Here is a 19,049-nt window from a genome sequence, read left to right as displayed (position 1 = left end):
GGTTCCCCACGAGTACCCGGCGTCCCACCCCCGAACCTCCCGTCCCTCCCGGATCACCGGGGCTCCCGGGCCGCCGATCACCGGCCCGTCGGCCTTTCTGAACGCATGCGGTCAGAAAAAAACAAGGATGGCTATCTATCGACCAATAAGCGCACAATCAAAGACAAGCGCGGGAACGGGGATGGCCAAGGTGAGCAGAGGGTTGAGAGCGCGGCGGTCACATCGGTCGCCGCAGCGAGGGACAACGGGGCTGCTCGCCGCCCTGACGACGGCCGCCCTGCTGGCGGGCTGCACCGCGGGCGGCCCGGACGGCGACGACGGGCGCGGGCCGGACGAGGGTCGCGGGGACGACCGCACCAGCGCGGCCCCAGCCGGCTCCGTACTCGCCGTGAAGATCGACAACGTCGACGCCGCCCGCCCGCAGACGGGCCTCGACGCCGCGGACATCGTCTACGCCGAGCAGGTCGAGGGCGGCCTGAGCCGGCTGATGGCGGTGTACGCGACGAAGTTCCCGGAATCCGTCGGCCCGGTACGCAGCGCCCGCGAATCCGACCTGGAACTCCTCCGCCAGTTCCACGAGCCGACGCTCGCCTTCTCCGGCGCCCAGGGCAAGCTGCTCCCGCTCATCGACCGGGCGCCCCTGCACGCGGAGACCCCCGAGGACGCGGCCGACGCGTACTTCCGCGGCGACGAGAAGCCCGTCCCCCACAACCTGTACCTGCGCCCCGAGGAACTGATCGACTCCCCACCGGGCGCCCAAGCCCTGACCACCGGCTTCCGCTACGGCCCGGCCCCAGCCAGCGGCACCCCCGAAGACTCCCGCACGGTCCGCTACCCGGCGGCGCGCTTCACCTTCAGCTGGTCCGAGGACCGACAGCGCTGGCTGGTGTCGATGGACGGCACCCCCACGGTGACGACGGACGACGCCCGCGTGGCCCCGGCGACGGTGGTCGTGCAGTACGTGAACATCCGCAAGTCCCAGTTCCACGACTATCTGGGCAACAACACGCCGTACACGGAGACGGTGGGCTCGGGCCGCGCGGAGGTTCTGCGCGACGGGCAGGTCTTCGACGCGAACTGGCAACGGGAGATACCCACGGACGGCACGAGTTTCACGACGCGGGACGGCGAGCGGATGAACTTCGCGGAGGGCCAGGTGTGGGTGGTCTACGCGAAGAAATGACCCGGGTGCTCAGCGCCCCCTCAGGGGCGCGGCGCTGTGACGTGTGTGGACTCTCCCGGGCACCGCAACGTCTCCGCCGCGTCAGCGACCCGCCGTATCAGCTCGAAGAATTGTTCCTGCTCCGTCGCCGACAGCGGCGCCAGGAACACCTGGTTCATCCGAGCCGTGCGGACGGTGAGCTTGCGATGCCTACGGACCCCGTCCTCCGTGAGCCGCAGCAGAGACCGCCGCCCGTCCTGCGGGTCGCGGACCTTGTCGAGGAGCCCACGGCGGCCGAGCCGGCTGATGACCTCGGACATAGTGGAGCGGTCGAGCCCGACCCGCTCCCCCACCGTGCGCTGGTCGAGCCCCGGCTCGTCGACGAGCGTGTTGAGGACCGCGAACTGCGGCGAGGTGATCTCCTCGGAGACCATCACGTTCCACAGCAGGTAGTGCGCCTGCTGCAACCGTCGGGCCAGGTGCCCGGGGTGGATGGAGAGGTCCACCGCGGCCATGTTCGCTCCTCGGCTCGGCACAGTCGGACGTGCACGGTGATTTGTTCGTGCACTGAACGATACCCGCCACCCATCGGCACATGTCCATCACCGTGCAGACGTTTGACCTCACTGATCTCCCGGGTCTTGACGAGGGGCCCGTCGAGTGGCAGCGTGAAAGAAACTTCACTGAAATACTCAGTGCCCTGATTAATCGGTCGATCCATTGGTCACCTTTCACCTGGGCGCTCGGACGAGATGGGGCCTCACGGATGGACAAGGTGGTCGCCACAGCCCTGGAGGCGGTGGCCGATGTGCCGGACGGCGCGACACTCACCGTCGGTGGCTTCGGGCTGAGCGGTGTGCCGAACGTGCTGATCCAGGCTCTGTACGAGCGCGGGGTCTCGGGTCTCGGCGTGGTGTCGAACAACTGTGGGGCCATGGAGTCCGGCCTCGCGGTCCTTCTCGCGGCGGGCCGCATCGCCCGGGTGACCGGTTCGTACATCGGGGCGAACAAGGAGTTCGCGCGACAGTACCTGGCCGGTGAGCTGGAGGTCGAGATGATCCCGCAGGGCACGCTCGCCGAGCGGCTGCGCGCGGGCGGCGCGGGCATCCCGGCGTTCTTCACGCCGGCCGGCGTCGGCACCCAGGTCGCCGACGGCGGACTGCCCTGGCGCTACGACGGCGACGGCGGAGTCGCGCTGGCCTCGCCGCCGAAGGAGGTCCGGGAGTTCGACGGCACCGAGTACGTGCTGGAGCGCGGCATCCGCACCGACTTCGCGCTCGTCCGGGCGGCCAAGGGCGACCGGCACGGCAACCTGGTCTTCAACAAGTCCTCCCGCAACTTCAACCCGCTCTCCGCGATGGCCGGCAAGGTGACGATCGCCGAGGTCGAGGAGCTGGTCGAGCCCGGCGAGATCGACCCGGACGAGGTCCATCTGCCGGGCATCTTCGTGCAGCGGGTGATCGCCCTCACCCCCGAGCAGGCGGCGGACAAGAAGATCGAAAAGCGAACGGTTTCCGCACCCCCGGCACCCCCGGCATCTGCGGCACCCCCGGCATCTGCGGCACGAGCGACGGTGAGCGAGTAATGGCCTGGACACGCGAAGAGATGGCCGCCCGCGCCGCGCGCGAGCTGGCGGACGGCCAGTACGTCAACCTCGGCATCGGCCTGCCGACGCTGATCCCGAACTACCTCCCCGACGACGTCGAGGTGATCCTGGAGTCCGAGAACGGCATCCTGGGCACCGGCCCCTACCCGACCGACGACCAGGTCGACCCCGATCTGATCAACGCGGGCAAGGAGACCGTGACGGTCCTGCCCGGGGCGTCGTACTTCGACTCGGCACTGTCGTTCTCGATGATCCGCGGCGGCCACATCGACGTCGCCGTCCTCGGCGCGATGCAGGTCTCCGCCGGCGGCGACCTGGCCAACTGGGCCATCCCGGGCAAGCTGATCACCGGGATCGGCGGTGCCATGGATCTGGTCCACGGCGCCCGTACGGTCATCGTGGTGATGACCCACACGGCCAAGGACGGCTCGGCGAAGATCCTTGAGGAGTGCGCGCTGCCGTTGACCGGCAAGGCGTGCGTGAACCGGATCATCACCGACCTGGGTGTCCTCGACGTGACCGACGAGGGCCTGGTGCTGGTGGAGACCGCGCCCGATGTGACCGTCGAGGAGATCGTCGCGAAGACCGCCGCCAAGGTGCGCATCCCCGAGGAGATCCAGTCATGAGCAACGGTCTGAAGGACGTCTTCGTCGTCGATGCCGTCCGCACGCCGATCGGCCGCTACAACGGCGCTCTCGCCGGCCTGCGCCCCGACGACCTGGGCGCGCACGCCATCCGTGAGCTGCTGGCCCGTACGCCGGACCTGGACCCGGCGCGGATCGAGGACGTGTACTTCGGCAACGCCAACGGCGCCGGCGAGGAGAACCGCAACGTCGGCCGCATGGCCGGGCTGCTGGCCGGGCTGCCCACCTCCGTTCCTGGCGTGACCGTCAACCGCCTGTGCGCCTCCGGTCTCGAGGCCGTGATCCAGGCGGCCCGCGCCATCGCGCTGGGCGACGCCTCGATCGCCGTCGCCGGCGGTGTCGAGTCCATGACCCGTGCCCCGTACGTACTGCCCAAGAGCGACCGGCCCTTCCCCGCCGGGCACACCGAGCTGTACTCGACCACGCTGGGCTGGCGCATGGTCAACCCGCGTATGGACCCGCAGTGGACCATCCCGCTGGGCGAGTCGGCCGAGCTCATCGCCGACAAGCACAAGATCAGCCGGGATCAGCAGGACGAGTTCGCGCTCGCCTCCCATCAGAAGGCCGCCAAGGCGCAGGCCGCCGGGGCCTTCGACGGCGAGATCGCCGCCGTCTCCATCCCGCAGCGCAAGGGCGACCCGGTCGTCTTCGGCGCCGACGAGTGCGTACGGGCCGACGCGTCGCTGGCGGCGATGGCCAGGCTGAAGCCGTCGTTCCGCACCGCCGAGGGGACGGTCACCGCGGGCAACGCGTCGCCGCTGAACGACGGTGCCGCCGCGCTGCTGCTGGTGGACGAGGAGGGCCTGGCGGCCACCGGCCGTGAGCCGCTCGCCCGGATCTCGGCGTCCGGTGTCTCCGCGATCGACCCGCATTACTTCGGGCTCGCCCCCGTCGAGGCGGTTACGCGTGCGCTGGCCAAGGCGGGCAAGGGATTTGGAGATCTGTCGGTCCTGGAGCTGAACGAGGCGTTCGCCGCGCAGGTGCTCGGCTGTGTCGCCGAGTGGCCCGAGTTCGACCCCGCGATCCTCAATCCGCAGGGCGGTGCGATCGCCCTTGGCCATCCGCTGGGTGCGTCCGGTGCGCGCCTCGCCGGGACCGTGGCCCACCAGTTGGCCCGCGAGGGCAGCGGTGTCGGCGTCGCCACGCTGTGCATCGGGGTGGGGCAGGGACTCGCCCTCGTCCTGGAACGATAGCGCTCCGCTGGTAGAGCCGTTCGGAGACTGCGGGGCCGTATGTGGCTGGTCGCGCAGTTCCCCGCTCCCCTTACGGGGCGCTACGCCGCGCCCGATTTCGACGAAACCGTCAGAGACCTCAGGAACCCCGTATGACACTGACCCAGCACGACATCGACCTGGAGATCGCGGCCGAGCACGCCGCGTACGAGAAGCGGGTCGCCGACGGTGCGCCGGTCGAGCACCAGCCGCGCCGCGACTACGCCCCGTACCGCTCCTCGGTGCTGCGGCACCCGAAGCAGCCGCCGATCGGTATCGATGTCACCAAGGACCCGGAGCTGGTGGAGCTGTCCTCCCCCGCCTTCGGCGAGCGGGACATCACCGAGATCGACAACGATCTGACCCGGCAGCACAACGGCGAGCCGATCGGCGAGCGCATCACCGTCTCCGGCCGGCTTCTCGACCGCGGCGGGCGTCCGTTGCGCGGCCAGTTGGTCGAGATCTGGCAGTCCAACTCGGCCGGCCGCTACGCCCACCAGCGGGAGCAGCACGACGCGCCGCTGGACCCGAACTTCACGGGCGTCGGCCGTACGCTGACCGACGCCGACGGGCAGTACCACTTCACGACGATCCAGCCGGGCCCGTACCCGTGGCGCCAGCACGTCAACGCGTGGCGGCCGGCCCACATCCACTTCTCGCTCTTCGGCTCGGCGTTCACGCAGCGGCTCGTGACGCAGATGTACTTCCCGAGCGACCCGCTGTTCCCGTACGACCCGATCATCCAGTCGGTGACGGACGACTCGGCCCGGCAGCGGCTGGTCGCGACGTACGACCACAGCCTGTCCGTCCCTGAGTTCTCGATGGGCTACCACTGGGACATCGTGCTCGACGGGCCGAACGCCACCTGGATCGAAGAAGGGCGCTGACCTGCCATGACGAAGATCGACACAAGCCGTCCGGAGACGGTGCTCCCGACCCCGTCGCACACGGTCGGCCCCTTCTACGGCCACGCCCTGCCGTTCCCCGGTGGCGGCGACATCGCCCCGGTCGGCCACCCGGACAGCATCTCCCTCCAGGGCTACATCCTCGACGGCGAGGGCAATCCGCTGCCGGACGCCTTCCTGGAGCTGTGGGGCCCGGATCCGGACGGCAACCTCTCGCAGGTCGACGGCTCCATGCGGCGCGACCCGGCGAGCGGCGGTTTCCTGGGCCGCAACGGCGTGGAGTTCACCGGGTGGGGCCGCGTCCAGACCGACGCCAATGGCCACTGGACGGCGCGCACCTTGTGGCCCGGCGCGCGCGGGCGGAGCGCGCCGTACCTCAGCGTCTGCGTCTTCGCGCGGGGCCTGCTCGTCCACCTGTACACCCGGATCTACCTGCCGGGCGACGAGGCCGCGCTGGCCTCCGACCCGCTGCTCGCCCGGGTGGAGGAGGCGCGCCGCGGCACGCTGATCGCCGAGGACCAGGGCAACGGCACCTACCGTTTCGACATCCGCCTTCAGGGCGAAGGCGAGACGGTCTTCCTGGAGTTCAAGTGACACCAGCTCATGCTGACGGCGACACCGGTCTGCTCGCCCCCGGGTGGACCGGTTCCCCCGTCGCGGCCGCGACGGGGGACACCGCCTACCTCCAGGCGCTCCTCGACGCCGAGGCCGCACTGACCCGGGCCCAGGCCGCGCTGGGGCTGGTCCCCGCCGCGGCCGGGCCCGCGGTGACCTCGGCCGCGGACGCCCGCGCCTTCGACGTGTCCGCGCTCGCGGAGCGCGCCCGCGGCGGCGGGAACCCGGTGATCCCGCTGGTCGCGGACCTCACGGCGGCGGTGGGCACGGAGTACGGCCCCTGCGTCCACCGGGGTGCGACCAGCCAGGACATCATGGACTCGGCGACGATGCTGGTCGCCGCGCGCACCCTCGACCTCGTGCTGGCCGACCTCGGCCGTACGGAGGCCGCGCTCGCCCGACTCGCCGCCGCGCACCGGGACACGGCGATGCCCGGGCGCACTCTCACCCAGCACGCGGTGCCGACAACCTTCGGGCTGAAGGCGGCGGGCTGGCGCTCGCTGGTCCTGGACGCCAGGGACCGGCTCACGGTCGTACGGGCCGGTCTGCCCGCTCAACTCGGGGGCGCGGCTGGCACGTTGGCGGCGTTCACGGTGTTCGGGTCGGCCGACACCCGGGCGCTGACCGCCGCCTATGCCCGTGAACTGGGCCTGTGTGAGCCCGAGTTGCCCTGGCATACCCTGCGCACTCCCATCGCGGACCTGGCCGGGGCACTCGCCTTCGCGGCGGGCGCCCTGGGGAAGATCGCCGCGGATGTGCTCACCCTGGCCCGTACGGAGATCGCGGAGGTCGCCGAGGGCAGTGGGGGCGGCTCGTCGGCGATGCCGCACAAGGCGAACCCGGTGCGGTCCACGCTGATCGCGGCTGCGGCCCGGCGGGCGCCCCAGCTGGCGGCGACGCTGTACGGCGCGCTGGCGGCCGAGGACGAGCGGCCGGCCGGGGCCTGGCACGCCGAGTGGGAGCCGTTGCGTGATCTGCTCCGGCTGGTCGGCGGGGCCGCCCGGGACGCGGTGGCTCTCACGCGGGGCCTCCGGGTGAACGCCGACACGATGCGCCACCACCTGGACCTCACCCATGGGTTGATCGTCTCCGAGCGGCTGGCCGGCGAGCTGGCCCCGCTGATCGGCCGGGCCCGCGCCAAGGAACTGCTCACCCGGACCGCCGAGCGCGTCTACACGGAGGGCCGACCGTTGGGCGAACTCCTCGCCGCGGAACCGGAGCTGAAGGACCTCACCCCCGCTGAGATCGCGGACCTCACCGACCCCACCCGCTACCTCGGCTCCGCCGGAGCCCTCACCGACCGTGCCCTGGAGCGACGTTGACCGACAGGCTGCTCAACCACCGTGCGGAGGGCCCTGCTTCGGCTCCCCCGCTGCTGCTCGGCCCCTCGCTCGGCACCTCCACCAAGCTGTGGGACAAGGTGGCGCCCGAGTTGTCGATCACCCACCGGGTGATCCGCTGGGACCTGCCGGGGCACGGCGGCTCCCCCGCCGACCTCATCGGCCCGGGGGCGACGGTCGCCGACCTGACCGATCTGGTGCTGGGCCTCGCGGACTCCCTCGGTGTCGAGCGGTTCGCGTACGCGGGCGTGTCCCTCGGCGGCGCGGTCGGTCTGCACCTGGCCGCACACCACCCGGAGCGGATCTCGTCCCTCGCCGTGCTCTGCTCCTCCGCCCACTTCAACGGCGCCAAGCCGTGGCAGGAGCGCGCCGAACTGGTGCGCCGGGAGGGGCTGGCCGGGGTCGCCGCGACGGCCGACTCCCGGTGGTTCACACCCGGTTTCACCGTGCCGGAGCTGGTCGCCGACCACCGTAACGCCGACCCTGAGGCATACGCGGCCTGCTGTGACGCACTCGCCGCCTTCGACATCCGGGAGCACCTCCCCAGCATCTCGGCACCCACCCTCCTCGTCGCCGGCCGCCAGGACCCGGCGACACCGCCCGCGCATCTACGCGAGATCGCGGACGCGGTGCCGGGGTCCTCCCTCACGGAACTCTCCGGCGCCTCCCACCTGGCCCCCGCCGAGCGCCCGGAAGCCGTACTGGCCGCCCTGCGCGCCCACTTCGACGGATACGCGCGACGCGGCATGGAGGTACGCCGCCAAGTACTCGGCGACACCCACGTCGACCGCGCCCAGTCCCGCCAGTCCCCCTTCACGGCCCGCTACCAGGACTTCATCTCCCGCTACGCCTGGGGCGAGATCTGGACCGACCCGACCCTGTCCCGCCGCGAACGCAGCATGATCACCCTGACCGCCCTGGTGGCCCACGGCCACTACGACGAACTGGCCATGCACATACGAGCCGCCCGCCGCAACGGCCTCACCCCGGACGACATCGGCGCCGTACTCCTCCAAACCGCCGTCTACTGCGGCGTCCCAGCCGCCAACTCAGCCTTCGCCACGGCCCAACGGGTCCTCGCGGAGGAGGAGCCGGACGAGGCGTGATCCACGGCCTGATCCACCGGCCCGGCCGGCGAGATGCCAACCCCCTGGCCGCCTGGGGGGATCACCGGTAGGTGACCGACATGATCGCCTACAAGTTCCACTCCGGAACACGGTGAGCCCACCTCCCGGAGAAGTACGGCAGCCGGCGAGGCGTCTACGACGAGGACCCCAAGTGGCCCGTCTCGGTGGACTCCACCGTCCTGCGTGCTCACCGGCATGCCGTCGGCCAGGCCGGCGACAACGTCCGCTTTCGCCTGGGTGATGGCCAGCCTGCGCGTGCCCCGCCTACGCGGACGACCCCGCAGGCGGCCGGGATGTCGTCCTGGCCGACAAGGCCTATTGATCCCGCGCGATCCCGTGAACACCTACGCAGGGCGGTATTCCGGAGCTGATGCCCGTTCCGGCGGACCGGGCGTGGCCATCGGCTGCGGCGGAGCAGCCGGGGCGACAGACCGCCCTCTTTCGACCGCGAGGCATACAGGCGGCGCACCACCGCCGAGCGGTGCATCAACCGCCTGGAACTGTGGCGCGGGCATCGCCACCTGCTACGAGAAGACCGCGCCCCCTACGTGAGCCCGTCGAGTGCCTTCCGGGCTTGCCGGGCCAGGCCGTCCGCGCCGCAGGACTCGGCCAGGGTGAGGCCCCGGTTGAGTTCCTGGACCGAGCGGGTGGCGATGCCGTATTCGACGCGAGCCGCGGCGTGTTCGTAGCCCGAGGGCGAGGCGGCGAGATAGGTGACGGCCTTGGCGTAGAGATGAGCGGCCTGTTTGCCCGTGGCGAGGGTGGCCTCCACCCTCAAGGCTTCGCCGATGGCGGTGTCCGTGCCGAGGCGTTCGGCACGGACGCGGACGCTCGCGGCGAGTTCGACGGCACGCCGCGGGTCCACGTTGGCGAGGGCCCGAGCCAGGTCGCCTCCCCAGGGGGCCAGGACCGTGTTGTGGTGGCCCCGGGCTGCCGCCGACTTCTCGGCGGCCTCCAGTTCGTTGATGCCGTCCTCGGTGTGACCGACGGCCAGGAGCAGTCGGCCCCGCACCGAGCGAGGGACGGGCAGCACGACGGTGGACGGGTACGGCGGCGCGAAGTCGTGCTCCTCCGCAATCTCCCAGGCCTCCTGGACGTGCCCGCGGGCGAGCAGCGTGTCGACGAGGTTGCAGGTCGAGTTCCAGTACAGGGGCAGTCTGCGGCCGACCCCCTCGGCGAGTGTCAGTGACTTGCGCAGCGCCCTTTCGGCCTCCTTGAGGCGGCCCCGCCTGCGGTGTGCGATCCCGACGTAGGCGTGGGCCAGGGCAAGGTGACCGCCTGTCCAGCCGGCTGCCTCGTAGGTGCGCAGCGCCTCCGTGTACAGGCTTTCCGCCCGGTCGAGCCGGTCGGCGTAGGCGTAGGTGGTGGCCAGCATCAGCAGCGGTTCGATGCCCCACTCGGCGTCGGTCCAGCCCAAGCCGGGTGCGAGGCGGGCGTTGACGAGGGCACGGTCACAGAACTCGACGACTTCTTCGACGTTCTCGCCGCGTGCCAGCGCATCGAAGCCGCGCAGGATGAGGAGCACGCGCTCAGAGTTGTCCCTGCCCTCGCAGGTGGTCGCGAGGGCGGCGAGCTCCTGGGAGTACGTGGGGGTCAGCGCCTCACCCGCATGCATGCCCTCCCACATGTATCGCGCGGCCTGGAGCCGCGTCCGGGCGGGTCCCGGCCGCTGTCGGGGGATCTCCGCCGCGACGGTGCGGACGGCCTCCTCCAATTGGTCGTTGTGGAGGAGCGCCTGAGACAGACGGAACACGGCGTCCACCCGCTCGGTGCTGTCGAGACCAGGTTCCGCGAGTGCCGAGCGGAGGTATTCGACGGTGGTGGCGGGTGTGGTGAGGAGGGTGGCGCAGCCCAGTTCGTAGAGGACTCGGACGCGGGCGTCCGGCTCCGGGGGCTCTGTCAGAGCGCGTTCCAGGCAGCGTCGGGCCGCGTCCGGGGCACCGACGGCGAGGTGTTCGGACGCGGCGGCGCGTAGTTGCTCGACGACGTCGGACTCGCCGTCGGCGTGCACCTCGATGAGGTGGCGGGAGGCCGCCGCGGGACCGCGGCCGGACTCGGTGACGACGGTCGCGGCCACGCCGTGGAAGGCGGTGCAGACAAAGGGCGGGATCGCTTCGTAGACGGCGGTGGCGATCAGCGGGTGGACGAAGACCAGTTCTCCGTCGTCGGGCTGGCGGTTGGCCGGATCGGGTGGGGTGAGAATGCGGGCCTGGGTCAGCCGCTCGGCGCACTCCGCCGCCGTGTCCGGGGGCAGGCTGGCGAGCCGGGCCACGATCTCCACCGTGATTCCGGAGTGCAGGACGGCTGCCGCCCAGGCGAACCGGGTGGCTTCGACGCCGAGTTCTTCGAGGCGGGCGACGAGGCCGTCGCCGCGCGCCGTCTTGTTCAGGGGGCGCAGCTTGGCGGCGAGGTCCTCGACCGGGTCCAGCCGGCTGTCCTTCACCTTGGCGAGGAGTTCGACGGTGAGGTACGCATTTCCGCCGGTGACCGCCCACACCTCGCGGCAGAACGCGTCGTCGGCGTGGTCACCGAGCGTGGTCCGGGTGAGCCCGGCGGTGGCTTCGGGGGTGAGCCTGCTGAGCGTGGTGATCGGGCGGGCCTTGGCGGCGACCTGGGCGAGGTGCTCGGCGCGGTCGCCGGAGACCTCGCCGGGGCGGCGGGCGACCACGACGAGGACGCGCATCCCGGTCAGCCGGTCGGCGAGCGCGGACAGCCAGTGCAGGGTCTCCTGGTCGGCCCAGTGGGCGTCGTCGATCAGCAGCACGAGCGGCCACGTCCGCCGTACGAGCCGGTTGACGGCCGCGACGATCCCGTCGCACACGTGCTGGGGATCGACCGGTGCCTCGCCCGGTTCGCAGAGCCCGAGGGCCGGCCCCGCGATCTCGTACCAGTCGCCCAGGTAGTCGCGGGTCTCGCCCTCCATCAGCTGCATCAGCGCGGGCTGCAGCAATTGCCGTACGACGTGGAAGGGCACGGACGTGACGGTCTCGCCGCCGCGTGCGTACCAGGCCGTGCAGCCGCGTTCCTGGGCGATCCGGCGGGCCTCGGTGAGGAGGGCGGTCTTGCCGATGCCCGCCTCGCCGCTGAGGACCAGGACGCTGCCCGGGGACGCCTTGTCGACACAGAGTTCATCGATCGCCTGTGTGATGGCGGCGATCTCCGCGTCGCGCTCCCACAGGGAAGCCGAGGCGGCCCCATCCGGCCGTCCCTCCGTCATTCCGCTACCTCCCCAGGTCGCCCAAACGACGTACAGGTCATTGAGCGTAGCCCCCTGGCTGCCGAAGTGGAGGCTGGTCCGGGCAGCTATTGCCGGGTCGGGTGACATCCAAGGGCCGTCGGTCGACGCATCCGGCCGCCCACCTGCCGCGTTGAAAGTGATGGACAGTCAACTGCCCGTGCTCCGAGGCCGATTTTCCGGCGTCGGCAGGGCCCCACCCCTTCAGGAGACGGCATGACCGCATCCCCATGCGGACCCGGGTAGGACGTGCGCTCCGGCCGGCCCGAGCGGTCCCGCGGAGCGCTGCTCGCGGGCTCGGTGGGCAACTTCATCGAGTGGTACGAGTTCGGTGTCTACGGCTGCTTCGCGACGATCATCGCGGCGCGGCTCTTCCCCCCGGACGGGGGCAGCGAGATCGAGGGGCTGGTGAAGACGTACGCCTCGTTCGCGCCGGCGTTCTTCTTCCGGACTACGCGCTGCCCGCACCGAAGACGACGGGCAAGGAGCTCTTCCACGGCGGCTGTCCGCGCGCCGCGCTGTCCGAATTCGCGGGCCCCCGCCCGGCTGACGTCATCGCGACCCTCACCCTCCTCACCGCCCGCACGGTCACGGACGCCACCCGCGCGGTGCGCGCCACGGAGGTGATCGTGTCGGGCGGCGGCACCCGCAATCCGACGCTGATGCGGATGCCCGGTGCGGAGCTGGCGGGCGTATCGCTGCGGCTCTCCGACGAGTTGGGGCTGCCGGCGGACGCGAAGGAGGCGTACGCGTTCGCGGTGCTGGGCTTTCTGACGGTGCACGGACTGCCGGGCACCGATCCGGCGGGCACGGGTGCGCGGCACGCGAGTGTGCTGGGGTCGGTGACGCCGGGGCGGCTGGGGTTTCCCGGGCTCGACCGGAGAGGCGAACGTGAAGCAGGGGTGCCGACGGGGTCAGCGGGTTCGACGCGAACCGTGCGGTCCCCGGTGCGGCTCGTCATCGGCTGAGGCACGGCCCGTCGGCCGGCGCTCGGGCCGTCGCGGGGGCGGGAAAGCGCGGAAGTTCGACGAATAACCCTCCCCTCTCATCCGCTTTTCACTCCGGCCTCATACGGTTGCCCCATGACGCAGGTGACTCCTCCCGGCTGGTACCCCGACCCCGGGCAGACAAGTGACGCGCCCGCCACCGAGCGCTGGTGGGACGGCAACGCATGGACGGACCAGGTCCGGTCCGTGGGCTCGGCCACGGGGTTCGGTCCCCCGGCCCACCCGCCGGGGGCCGGACCGTACCCGCCGGGGGCCGGACCGTACCCGCCGGGGGCCGGGTACCCCGGGTATCCGGGATACCCGGTCGCGGCTCCCAAGCGCGGTCTGCGCACGGGCATAGCCGTCGCCGTGGCGGCGGCGGTCCTGGCCAGCATCGGGGTCGGCGTGTACGCCCTGACCGGCAACGACGGCGGCAACGAGGGCAGTACGACGTCCCAGGGGTCCGGCGGGCAGAACGGCCAGGGCGGTACGGACGGCGGTCAGGGCGGGCCGGGCGGCAGCTCCGGTGGCCAGGGCGGTCCCGGCGGGTCGGGCGGTTCCGGCGGCCAGACCCCGGCGCCCGACGGGTCCGGGCAGCCGCCGCAGACCGAGGAGGGGTACGCCACCGACGCGGTCAGCGGCGTCAGCCTTCCGGTGCCCGACGGCTGGCTCACCGCGCCCCTCCAGGTCGGCGCGCAGGTGGTGACGGAGGAGTCGTACGAGTGCCCGGCCGACGCCACGAAGACCTGCACACGCGGCGGCGCCTACTCGATGCCCGCGGAGGAGCTGGAGCTGAAGGCCACCACGGCCGAGGCGGCGGCCAAGGAGGACATCGCCGGCAACGCCGAGAACGCCTACGGCACCGAGGGCTACGGGAAGATCACCTCGCACGAGGAGCTGGCCTCCGAGGCGGTGACCGTGGCCGGCGAGAAGGGCTATCTGGTCCGCTGGAAGGTGGCCACGAGTAAGGGCGACGACGGCTATGTCGAGTCGCTCGCCTTCCCGTCCCCGGCCGACTCCTCGGTGCTCGTCGTGGTCCGCTTCGGCATCGACGTCAGCGACGAGGCGCCCAAGCAGTCGGTGATGGACGAAATAACGAAGGGCATCAAGAAGGCGGCCATCACCGGCACCGGTAGCGGGGGCAGCGGCCAGGACGTGTGAGCGGTCCGTCCCGCCACAGAGACGTATGAGCGGTCGTCCCGTCACAGAGAAGTCGGCCGGGTGGGGTTCCTCTCCGCTCCAGAGGAACCCCACCCGGCCGGGGTTACGCGCCGCCCCCGTCCCCACGGTGCGGCGCGATCAGGTCGTCGTCCGGTCGTTCCACGGACGGCGGCCTGAGTCTCAGTCGAGGCCGAGCGTCGGGAGCACGGCCGCCTCCATGAACTTGGTGATGTATGTCTCGTCCGCGTCCCGTCCCTCCAGGACGGGGCGGGCGCGCAGGACGCCGAAGATCTGCGCCGGGACGAACTCCAGCGCGGGATGGTCCGCAGGGACCTCGCCCCGGATGACGGCGCGGTCGATCATCGTCCGGAGCGCGTCGATCTCCGGCTCGATGAGCGCGTCGCGCAGGGCGGCCCGCAAGGCGTCGTCCTGGACGACGGCATGGCCGAGGGCCTGGAGGATGCGGCCCTCCATGGCGTAGCCCTCGCCCGCCTGTCGGGCCACCTCGCGCAGGTCCCCGGCGAGTGTGCCGGTGTCGATCCCGCCGAAGCGCACGCTGCGGCGCGCGCGCAGCGCGGCCGCCACGAACTGCGGCTTCGTCTTCCATTGACGGTACAGCGTCGACTTGCTGCACCGCGTGCTGGCGGCGACGCCTTCCATGGTCACCGAGTCATAGCCGCACTCGCGGACCTGTTCGAGCACGGCGTCGAAGAACTCCTGCTCACGCTCGGGCGTGAGTTTGGAGCGGCGCGAGGCGAGGGCCGTCTCCGGCCCGTCCGCTGCCTGCGACGTCATGGCTCTTGTCTCCTTCGGTCGTCCCCATGCCGAAAGGCCTGTCAATACGCCACTGTACCGGAACGCGACCGTATCGGTACAGTGGCGTATCGATACCCCCTCGTTTCGGTACAGTGGCGTATCGGTACACTCTCGTATCGGTACATCGACGTTTCGGTACGTCGGCGTATCGAAATCTTGTACCGATCGCTTGTACCGATCCGCTTGTACCGCCATGGGAACCAGCGCCACCAGCGCCGTCAGTGAAAGGGCCGGGGGATGGAATGCCGCACCGAGCCTGCTGAGGAGCGGGCCGCCGCCGCGATGTCGCGGCCGCCCCTCGTCCGTGAGTTCCTGCTCGTCGCAGGGCTCTTCCTCGTCTACAAATTCGGCCGGCTGCTGGCCAACGGCCACACCTCCGAGGCCTTCCGCAACGCCCACCAGGTGTGGGACTGGGAGCGCGCCCTGGGACTGCCGGGCGAGGGCTCCGTGCAGTCCGCGCTGCTGCACGGCGACACGCTGGTCCACATCGCGAACGTCTACTACGCGACCGTCCACTTCCCGGCCACCGCGGCCTTCCTGGTCTGGCTCTATCTGCGGCGCCCGGCGCACTACGTCTGGGCGCGCCGCGTCCTGGCCGCCCTCACCGCCGCCGCCCTCCTGCTGCACCTGGCCTTCCCGCTGGCCCCGCCGCGGATGCTGGACGTGGCCGGTCTGATCGACACCGGCCAGGCCTACGGGCCGACCGTGTACTCGGCGACCCCGGCGACCGACTCCATGGCGAACCAGTTCGCGGCGATGCCGTCCCTGCACTTCGGCTGGGCCCTGATGGTCGCGATCGGCCTGATCGCCGCCACCCGCTCCCGTCTGCGCCTGCTCTGGCTGCTGCACCCCCTGGTGACCCTGGTGGTGATCGTCGGCACCGCGAACCACTACTGGCTGGACGCGATCGTGGCGGGCGGTCTTCTGGCCATCGCCCTGGCCGTGATCCAGCTCCCGCACCGGACGGCCACGACCGCCGGGCAGCACACCAAGGCCCTCGTACCGGCCGAGGAGCCCGTTCTGGTCGGAGCGGGCCGATGAACGCCACTCTCGTCGCCGTCGCCCTGTCCCTGGTCTCCGCCGTCGCCTACGCGGCCGCCGCCGTGGCCCAGGAGCGGCTCGCCGCCCGCAGCGCCGACGCGGGCGTACGGCGAATGCTGGTCAGCGGCGCCTGGTGGAGCTCGGTCGCGCTGAACGCGGGCGCCGCGCTGCTGCACGTGGTGGCCCTCAAGTACGGCCCCCTCACCGTCGTCCAGCCCCTCGGCGCGCTCACCCTCGTCGCCGCGGTGCCACTCGGCGCACGCGTGGCCGGACGCCGGGTCACGGCGACGGAGTGGCGCGGCACCGCGCTCACCCTGGCCGGCCTGGCGGGGATCCTGGTCGCCGCGTCGGGCTCGGCGCCGGACGATGTGCTGAGCCTCCCGGAAGCCCTGGCGGTCGCCGGTGCCACCGCCGCTCTGATCGGCCTCCTCGCCCGGCGCGGTGCCGAGCCCGGGCTGCGGCACGCCTCCGCCTCCGGCATGGCCTCGGGCGTCGCCTCCGCCCTCACCCAGACCGTGACGGTCGCCGCCACGGACCGCTCGGGCTCCCTCCTCAGCGCCCAGGTCGTCCTGGTCGCCCTCCTGGTGGCCGCTTTCGCCGTCGGCGGCCTCCTCCTCTCCCAGACCGCCTACCGGGGCGGCCTCGGCGCGCCCCTCGCGGTCGTGACCCTGGCCAACCCCGTGGCGGCCGCCGTGATCGGCCTCTCCCTCCTCGGCGAGGGCCTGCGGGGCGGAATGGCGGGGGTGCTGCTCGCCGTGGCCGGCGCGGCGCTGGCGGCGCGGGGTGTGCTCCTCCTGACCCGGGTGACGCCGGTGGTCGAGACCCGACCGACGCAGCATGCACCGGTGCACGAGGACCACCCGGTCGCGGCAGTACTCGCCTTGGAACCCCGCCACGCCCCCACTGAGCCGTCGTTGCTGTCCCGCCGGCCGACGTCCCCGGCGCCGGGGCACCTCACTCCCCTCTGAGGCGGAGGGGAGGCGCTTGCCGGGGCGACAGGGTGCCGAGGCGCAGGCATCCAGGGGCGCGGGGAACTGCGCGGGCAACCACGGACAACCCGCAGCCGCCCGCTCACAGCTCCCCCGAGCCGTCAGGCGCCCTACCGCCGCCCCAGCGCCGGATCGCTCACCCCGGCTCGCCCGTTCTCCACATGCCCGCCGAACCTCCGGAGGAACCCCGCATCGGAGGTGACGGTCAGGTCGTACCAGCGGCGGCTCGCCCGCAGGTCCACGACGTACCGGACGGTCGCACCGGCTCGCACCTTGACCGTGCGGGAGCGGCCGCCGTACGCGCTCTCGACCTTCAGCCCCACCGTGCCGGAGCCCTTGTTGGTGAAGGTCAGCTCCACATCGCCGCCGGCGTGTCGCGCGGTCACCTCGGGCCCACTGGTCCTCCCCAGCCCCTCGAAGACACGCAGGAAGCCGTTCGGACCGTGGACCGTCAGGTCGTACGAGCCGTCGGAGGAGGCCTGGTTCCACGTGTCCGACACGGTCTTGCCCGCCTCGGTCGTGTACGTCCACGGCCCGTCCGTACGGTTCCCGGAGGTGACGAGGAAGGCCGCACCGGCCTTGCCGCCGGAGGCGAATGTCAGGGTGAAGGTGCCGGCCTTCGGGTCGGCCGAACCGTCCACCTCGGGCGCGTACTTGAGCGGCCGGGCCGGGCGAAGCCCCCGCTCCTGCCGAGGCATGCCGGGGTCGGCCGGCGCGGTCGGCCGGTAGTCGGGATGGCGCTCCCGGTCCGGCGGCTCGTACCTGTCGGTGTCCGGCAGCGCGGCCGGGCGGCTGTCCTCGCGGGAGAAGTCGAACGCGGAGGTGAGGTCGCCGCAGACGGCCCGCCGCCACGGCGAGATGTTGGGCTCCTTCACCCCGAACCGGCGCTCCATGAACCGCACGATCGAGGTGTGGTCGAGGGTCTCGGAGCAGACATAACCGCCCTTGCTCCAGGGCGAGACGACCAGCATCGGCACCCGGGGGCCGAGTCCGTACGGCCCGGCGACGCGGTTGGTGTCGCCCTCGTAGAGGTCCGGGCCGACGTCGACCGTGGACTTGCCGCGCGAGGCGTCGCGCGGCGGCAGCGGCGGTACGAGGTGGTCGAAGAAGCCGTCGTTCTCGTCGTACGTGACGAACAGGGCGGTCTTCGCCCAGACGGCCGGGTTGGAGGTGAGCGCGTCCAGGACCTGCGAGATGTACCAGGCGCCGTAGTTGGAGGGCCAGTTGGAGTGCTCGGAGAACGCCTCGGGCGCGGTGATCCAGGAGATCTGCGGCAGCTTGCCCGCCTCGACGTCCGCCTTCAGCCGGTCGAAGTAGCCGTCGCCGGCCTTGACGTCCGTACCGGTGCGGGCCTTGTCGAACCACGGGTCGCCGGGCTCGGCGTCGCGGTACCTGTTGAAGTACAGGAGCGAGTTGTCGCCGTAGTTGCCGCGATAGGCGTCCGGTATCCAGCCCCAGGAGCCGGCCGCGTCCAGGCCGTCGCCGATGTCCTGGTAGATCTTCCAGGAGACCCCGGCCGCTTCCAGGCGCTCCGGGTACGTCGTCCAGTCGTAGCCCACCTCGTCGTTGCCGAGGACGGGGCCGCCGCCCTTGCCGTCGTTGCCCGTGTACCCGGACCACAGGTAGTAGCGGTTGGGGTCGGTCGAACCGATGAAAGAGCAGTGGTAGGCGTCGCAGACGGTGAAGGTGTCGGCGAGGGCGTAGTGGAACGGGATGTCCTCGCGCGTCAGATACGCCATCGTCGTGGTGCCCTTGGCCGGCACCCACTTGTCGTACTTGCCCCCGTTGTAGGCGGCGTGCCCGTCCGGCCAGCTGTGCGGCAGGCCCTCCAGGAACTGCATCCCGAGGTCGTCGGCCTCCGGACGGAACGGCAGCACGTCCTTCGCGCCGTCCGACTGATGCCACACGGACCTGCCGTTGTCCAGCGTCACCGGATGCGGGTCGCCGAAGCCGCGGACGCCTCTCAGCGAGCCGAAGTAGTGGTCGAAGGACCTGTTCTCCTGCATCAGGACGACGATGTGCTCGACATCCTCGATCGTCCCGGAACGGTGGTGCGCGGGCAGCGCCGCCGCCCGCTGGATACTCGCCGACAGAGCGCTGAACGCGGTGGTCGCGCCCGCTACTTGGAGAATCGCCGCCGGTTGACTTCAGGCATGGGTGGATGACCTCTTGTCCGGACGTGGTGCGTCGGATGTGACCTGCGCGCAAGGA

General features: G+C 71.5%; 14 protein-coding genes and 4 pseudogenes. 14 read left to right on the top strand and 4 right to left on the bottom strand.

Annotation, left to right across the window (positions count from 1 at the left end; all coding sequences use genetic code 11):
* Positions 1-181 precede the first annotated feature (181 nt).
* The gene (locus I8N67_RS04485) at positions 182-1,183 is read left to right on the top strand and encodes a DUF3048 domain-containing protein (protein WP_200301238.1); all 1,002 of its coding nucleotides are present in this window, start codon (positions 182-184) and stop codon (positions 1,181-1,183) included.
* A 20-nt stretch (positions 1,184-1,203) separates the two neighbouring features.
* On the opposite strand, the gene I8N67_RS04480 is transcribed toward I8N67_RS04485, so the two are convergent.
* Entirely contained in the window at positions 1,204-1,677 is a 474-nt protein-coding gene (locus tag I8N67_RS04480; RefSeq protein ID WP_200301237.1) for a MarR family winged helix-turn-helix transcriptional regulator, read from the bottom strand.
* Positions 1,678-1,928: 251 nt separating this feature from the next.
* Here I8N67_RS04480 and I8N67_RS04475 point away from each other — a divergent pair, with 251 nt between their 5' ends.
* The 8 genes and pseudogenes from I8N67_RS04475 to I8N67_RS42260 all read left to right on the top strand — a co-directional run.
* A complete protein-coding gene (locus I8N67_RS04475) occupies positions 1,929-2,747 on the top strand; it encodes a CoA transferase subunit A (RefSeq protein ID WP_200301236.1) in 819 nt (272 codons plus the stop codon).
* A complete protein-coding gene (locus I8N67_RS04470) occupies positions 2,747-3,394 on the top strand; it encodes a CoA transferase subunit B (protein WP_200301235.1) in 648 nt (215 codons plus the stop codon). The genes I8N67_RS04475 and I8N67_RS04470 overlap by 1 nt, the downstream gene beginning before the upstream one ends.
* 8 nt (positions 3,395-3,402) lie before the next feature.
* Positions 3,403-4,605, top strand: a complete 1,203-nt coding sequence (locus I8N67_RS04465) for a thiolase family protein (protein ID WP_200301270.1) — start codon at positions 3,403-3,405, stop codon at positions 4,603-4,605.
* Positions 4,606-4,736: 131 nt separating this feature from the next.
* Positions 4,737-5,510, top strand: a complete 774-nt coding sequence (pcaH, locus tag I8N67_RS04460; protein ID WP_200301234.1) for a protocatechuate 3,4-dioxygenase subunit beta — start codon at positions 4,737-4,739, stop codon at positions 5,508-5,510.
* Between the two features lie 6 nt (positions 5,511-5,516).
* On the top strand, positions 5,517-6,122 hold the full coding sequence (gene pcaG, locus I8N67_RS04455) for a protocatechuate 3,4-dioxygenase subunit alpha (RefSeq protein WP_200301233.1): 606 nt from the start codon (positions 5,517-5,519) through the stop codon (positions 6,120-6,122).
* Complete coding sequence (gene pcaB / locus I8N67_RS04450; RefSeq protein ID WP_200301232.1) at positions 6,119-7,465, top strand: 3-carboxy-cis,cis-muconate cycloisomerase; 1,347 nt, start codon at positions 6,119-6,121, stop codon at positions 7,463-7,465. Before pcaG ends, pcaB begins: the two co-directional genes overlap by 4 nt.
* Positions 7,462-8,589, top strand: a complete 1,128-nt coding sequence (pcaDC, locus tag I8N67_RS04445) for a bifunctional 3-oxoadipate enol-lactonase/4-carboxymuconolactone decarboxylase PcaDC (protein ID WP_200301231.1) — start codon at positions 7,462-7,464, stop codon at positions 8,587-8,589. Before pcaB ends, pcaDC begins: the two co-directional genes overlap by 4 nt.
* 173 nt (positions 8,590-8,762) lie before the next feature.
* Positions 8,763-9,122: pseudogene (locus I8N67_RS42260) on the top strand (IS5/IS1182 family transposase); the annotation flags it as partial.
* 32 nt (positions 9,123-9,154) lie between these two features.
* Here the strand turns inward: I8N67_RS42260 and I8N67_RS04440 are convergent.
* Positions 9,155-11,827, bottom strand: coding sequence for an ATP-binding protein (locus I8N67_RS04440; protein WP_200301230.1), 2,673 nt, complete (start codon positions 11,825-11,827; stop codon positions 9,155-9,157).
* Positions 11,828-12,094: 267 nt separating this feature from the next.
* Between I8N67_RS04440 and I8N67_RS42255 the strand changes: the two are divergent.
* The 3 genes and pseudogenes from I8N67_RS42255 to I8N67_RS04430 form a co-directional block, all read left to right on the top strand.
* Positions 12,095-12,295, top strand: a pseudogene (locus I8N67_RS42255) (MFS transporter); the annotation flags it as partial.
* A pseudogene (locus tag I8N67_RS04435) lies at positions 12,292-12,813 on the top strand (anhydro-N-acetylmuramic acid kinase); the annotation flags it as partial. The pseudogenes I8N67_RS42255 and I8N67_RS04435, both read left to right, overlap by 4 nt.
* A 114-nt stretch (positions 12,814-12,927) precedes the next feature.
* Entirely contained in the window at positions 12,928-13,992 is a 1,065-nt protein-coding gene (locus tag I8N67_RS04430; protein WP_200301228.1) for a DUF2510 domain-containing protein, read from the top strand.
* 180 nt (positions 13,993-14,172) lie between these two features.
* Here I8N67_RS04430 and I8N67_RS04425 read toward each other — a convergent pair whose 3' ends face one another.
* Entirely contained in the window at positions 14,173-14,787 is a 615-nt protein-coding gene (locus I8N67_RS04425) for a TetR/AcrR family transcriptional regulator (RefSeq protein WP_200301227.1), read from the bottom strand.
* Positions 14,788-15,045: 258 nt separating this feature from the next.
* On the opposite strand from I8N67_RS04425, the gene I8N67_RS04420 reads away from it, so the two are divergent.
* Complete coding sequence (locus I8N67_RS04420) at positions 15,046-15,849, top strand: phosphatase PAP2 family protein (protein ID WP_200301226.1); 804 nt, start codon at positions 15,046-15,048, stop codon at positions 15,847-15,849.
* Entirely contained in the window at positions 15,846-16,817 is a 972-nt protein-coding gene (locus I8N67_RS04415; RefSeq protein ID WP_200301225.1) for a DMT family protein, read from the top strand. The genes I8N67_RS04420 and I8N67_RS04415 overlap by 4 nt, the downstream gene beginning before the upstream one ends.
* Positions 16,818-16,948: 131 nt before the next feature.
* Here the strand turns inward: I8N67_RS04415 and I8N67_RS04410 are convergent.
* A pseudogene (locus I8N67_RS04410) lies at positions 16,949-18,993 on the bottom strand (phosphocholine-specific phospholipase C).
* Between the last annotated feature and the right edge of the window lie 56 nt (positions 18,994-19,049).

Origin of the sequence: Streptomyces adelaidensis (assembly GCF_016598475.1) — a bacterium.
Classification (GTDB): domain Bacteria; phylum Actinomycetota; class Actinomycetes; order Streptomycetales; family Streptomycetaceae; genus Streptomyces; species Streptomyces adelaidensis.
This window is presented reverse-complemented; position numbering and strand designations above follow the sequence as displayed.

Excerpts from the sequence above, each read along its gene's own strand:
- I8N67_RS04485 (WP_200301238.1), top strand. The coding sequence starts at position 182 with ATGGCCAAGGTGAGCAGAGGGTTGAGAGCGCGGCGGTCACATCGGTCG.
- I8N67_RS04480 (WP_200301237.1), bottom strand. The coding sequence starts at position 1,677 with ATGGCCGCGGTGGACCTCTCCATCCACCCCGGGCACCTGGCCCGACGG.
- I8N67_RS04475 (WP_200301236.1), top strand. The coding sequence starts at position 1,929 with ATGGACAAGGTGGTCGCCACAGCCCTGGAGGCGGTGGCCGATGTGCCG.
- I8N67_RS04470 (WP_200301235.1), top strand. The coding sequence starts at position 2,747 with ATGGCCTGGACACGCGAAGAGATGGCCGCCCGCGCCGCGCGCGAGCTG.
- pcaH (WP_200301234.1), top strand. The coding sequence starts at position 4,737 with ATGACACTGACCCAGCACGACATCGACCTGGAGATCGCGGCCGAGCAC.
- pcaG (WP_200301233.1), top strand. The coding sequence starts at position 5,517 with ATGACGAAGATCGACACAAGCCGTCCGGAGACGGTGCTCCCGACCCCG.
- I8N67_RS04440 (WP_200301230.1), bottom strand. The coding sequence starts at position 11,827 with ATGACGGAGGGACGGCCGGATGGGGCCGCCTCGGCTTCCCTGTGGGAG.
- I8N67_RS04430 (WP_200301228.1), top strand. The coding sequence starts at position 12,928 with ATGACGCAGGTGACTCCTCCCGGCTGGTACCCCGACCCCGGGCAGACA.
- I8N67_RS04425 (WP_200301227.1), bottom strand. The coding sequence starts at position 14,787 with ATGACGTCGCAGGCAGCGGACGGGCCGGAGACGGCCCTCGCCTCGCGC.
- I8N67_RS04420 (WP_200301226.1), top strand. The coding sequence starts at position 15,046 with ATGGAATGCCGCACCGAGCCTGCTGAGGAGCGGGCCGCCGCCGCGATG.
- I8N67_RS04415 (WP_200301225.1), top strand. The coding sequence starts at position 15,846 with ATGAACGCCACTCTCGTCGCCGTCGCCCTGTCCCTGGTCTCCGCCGTC.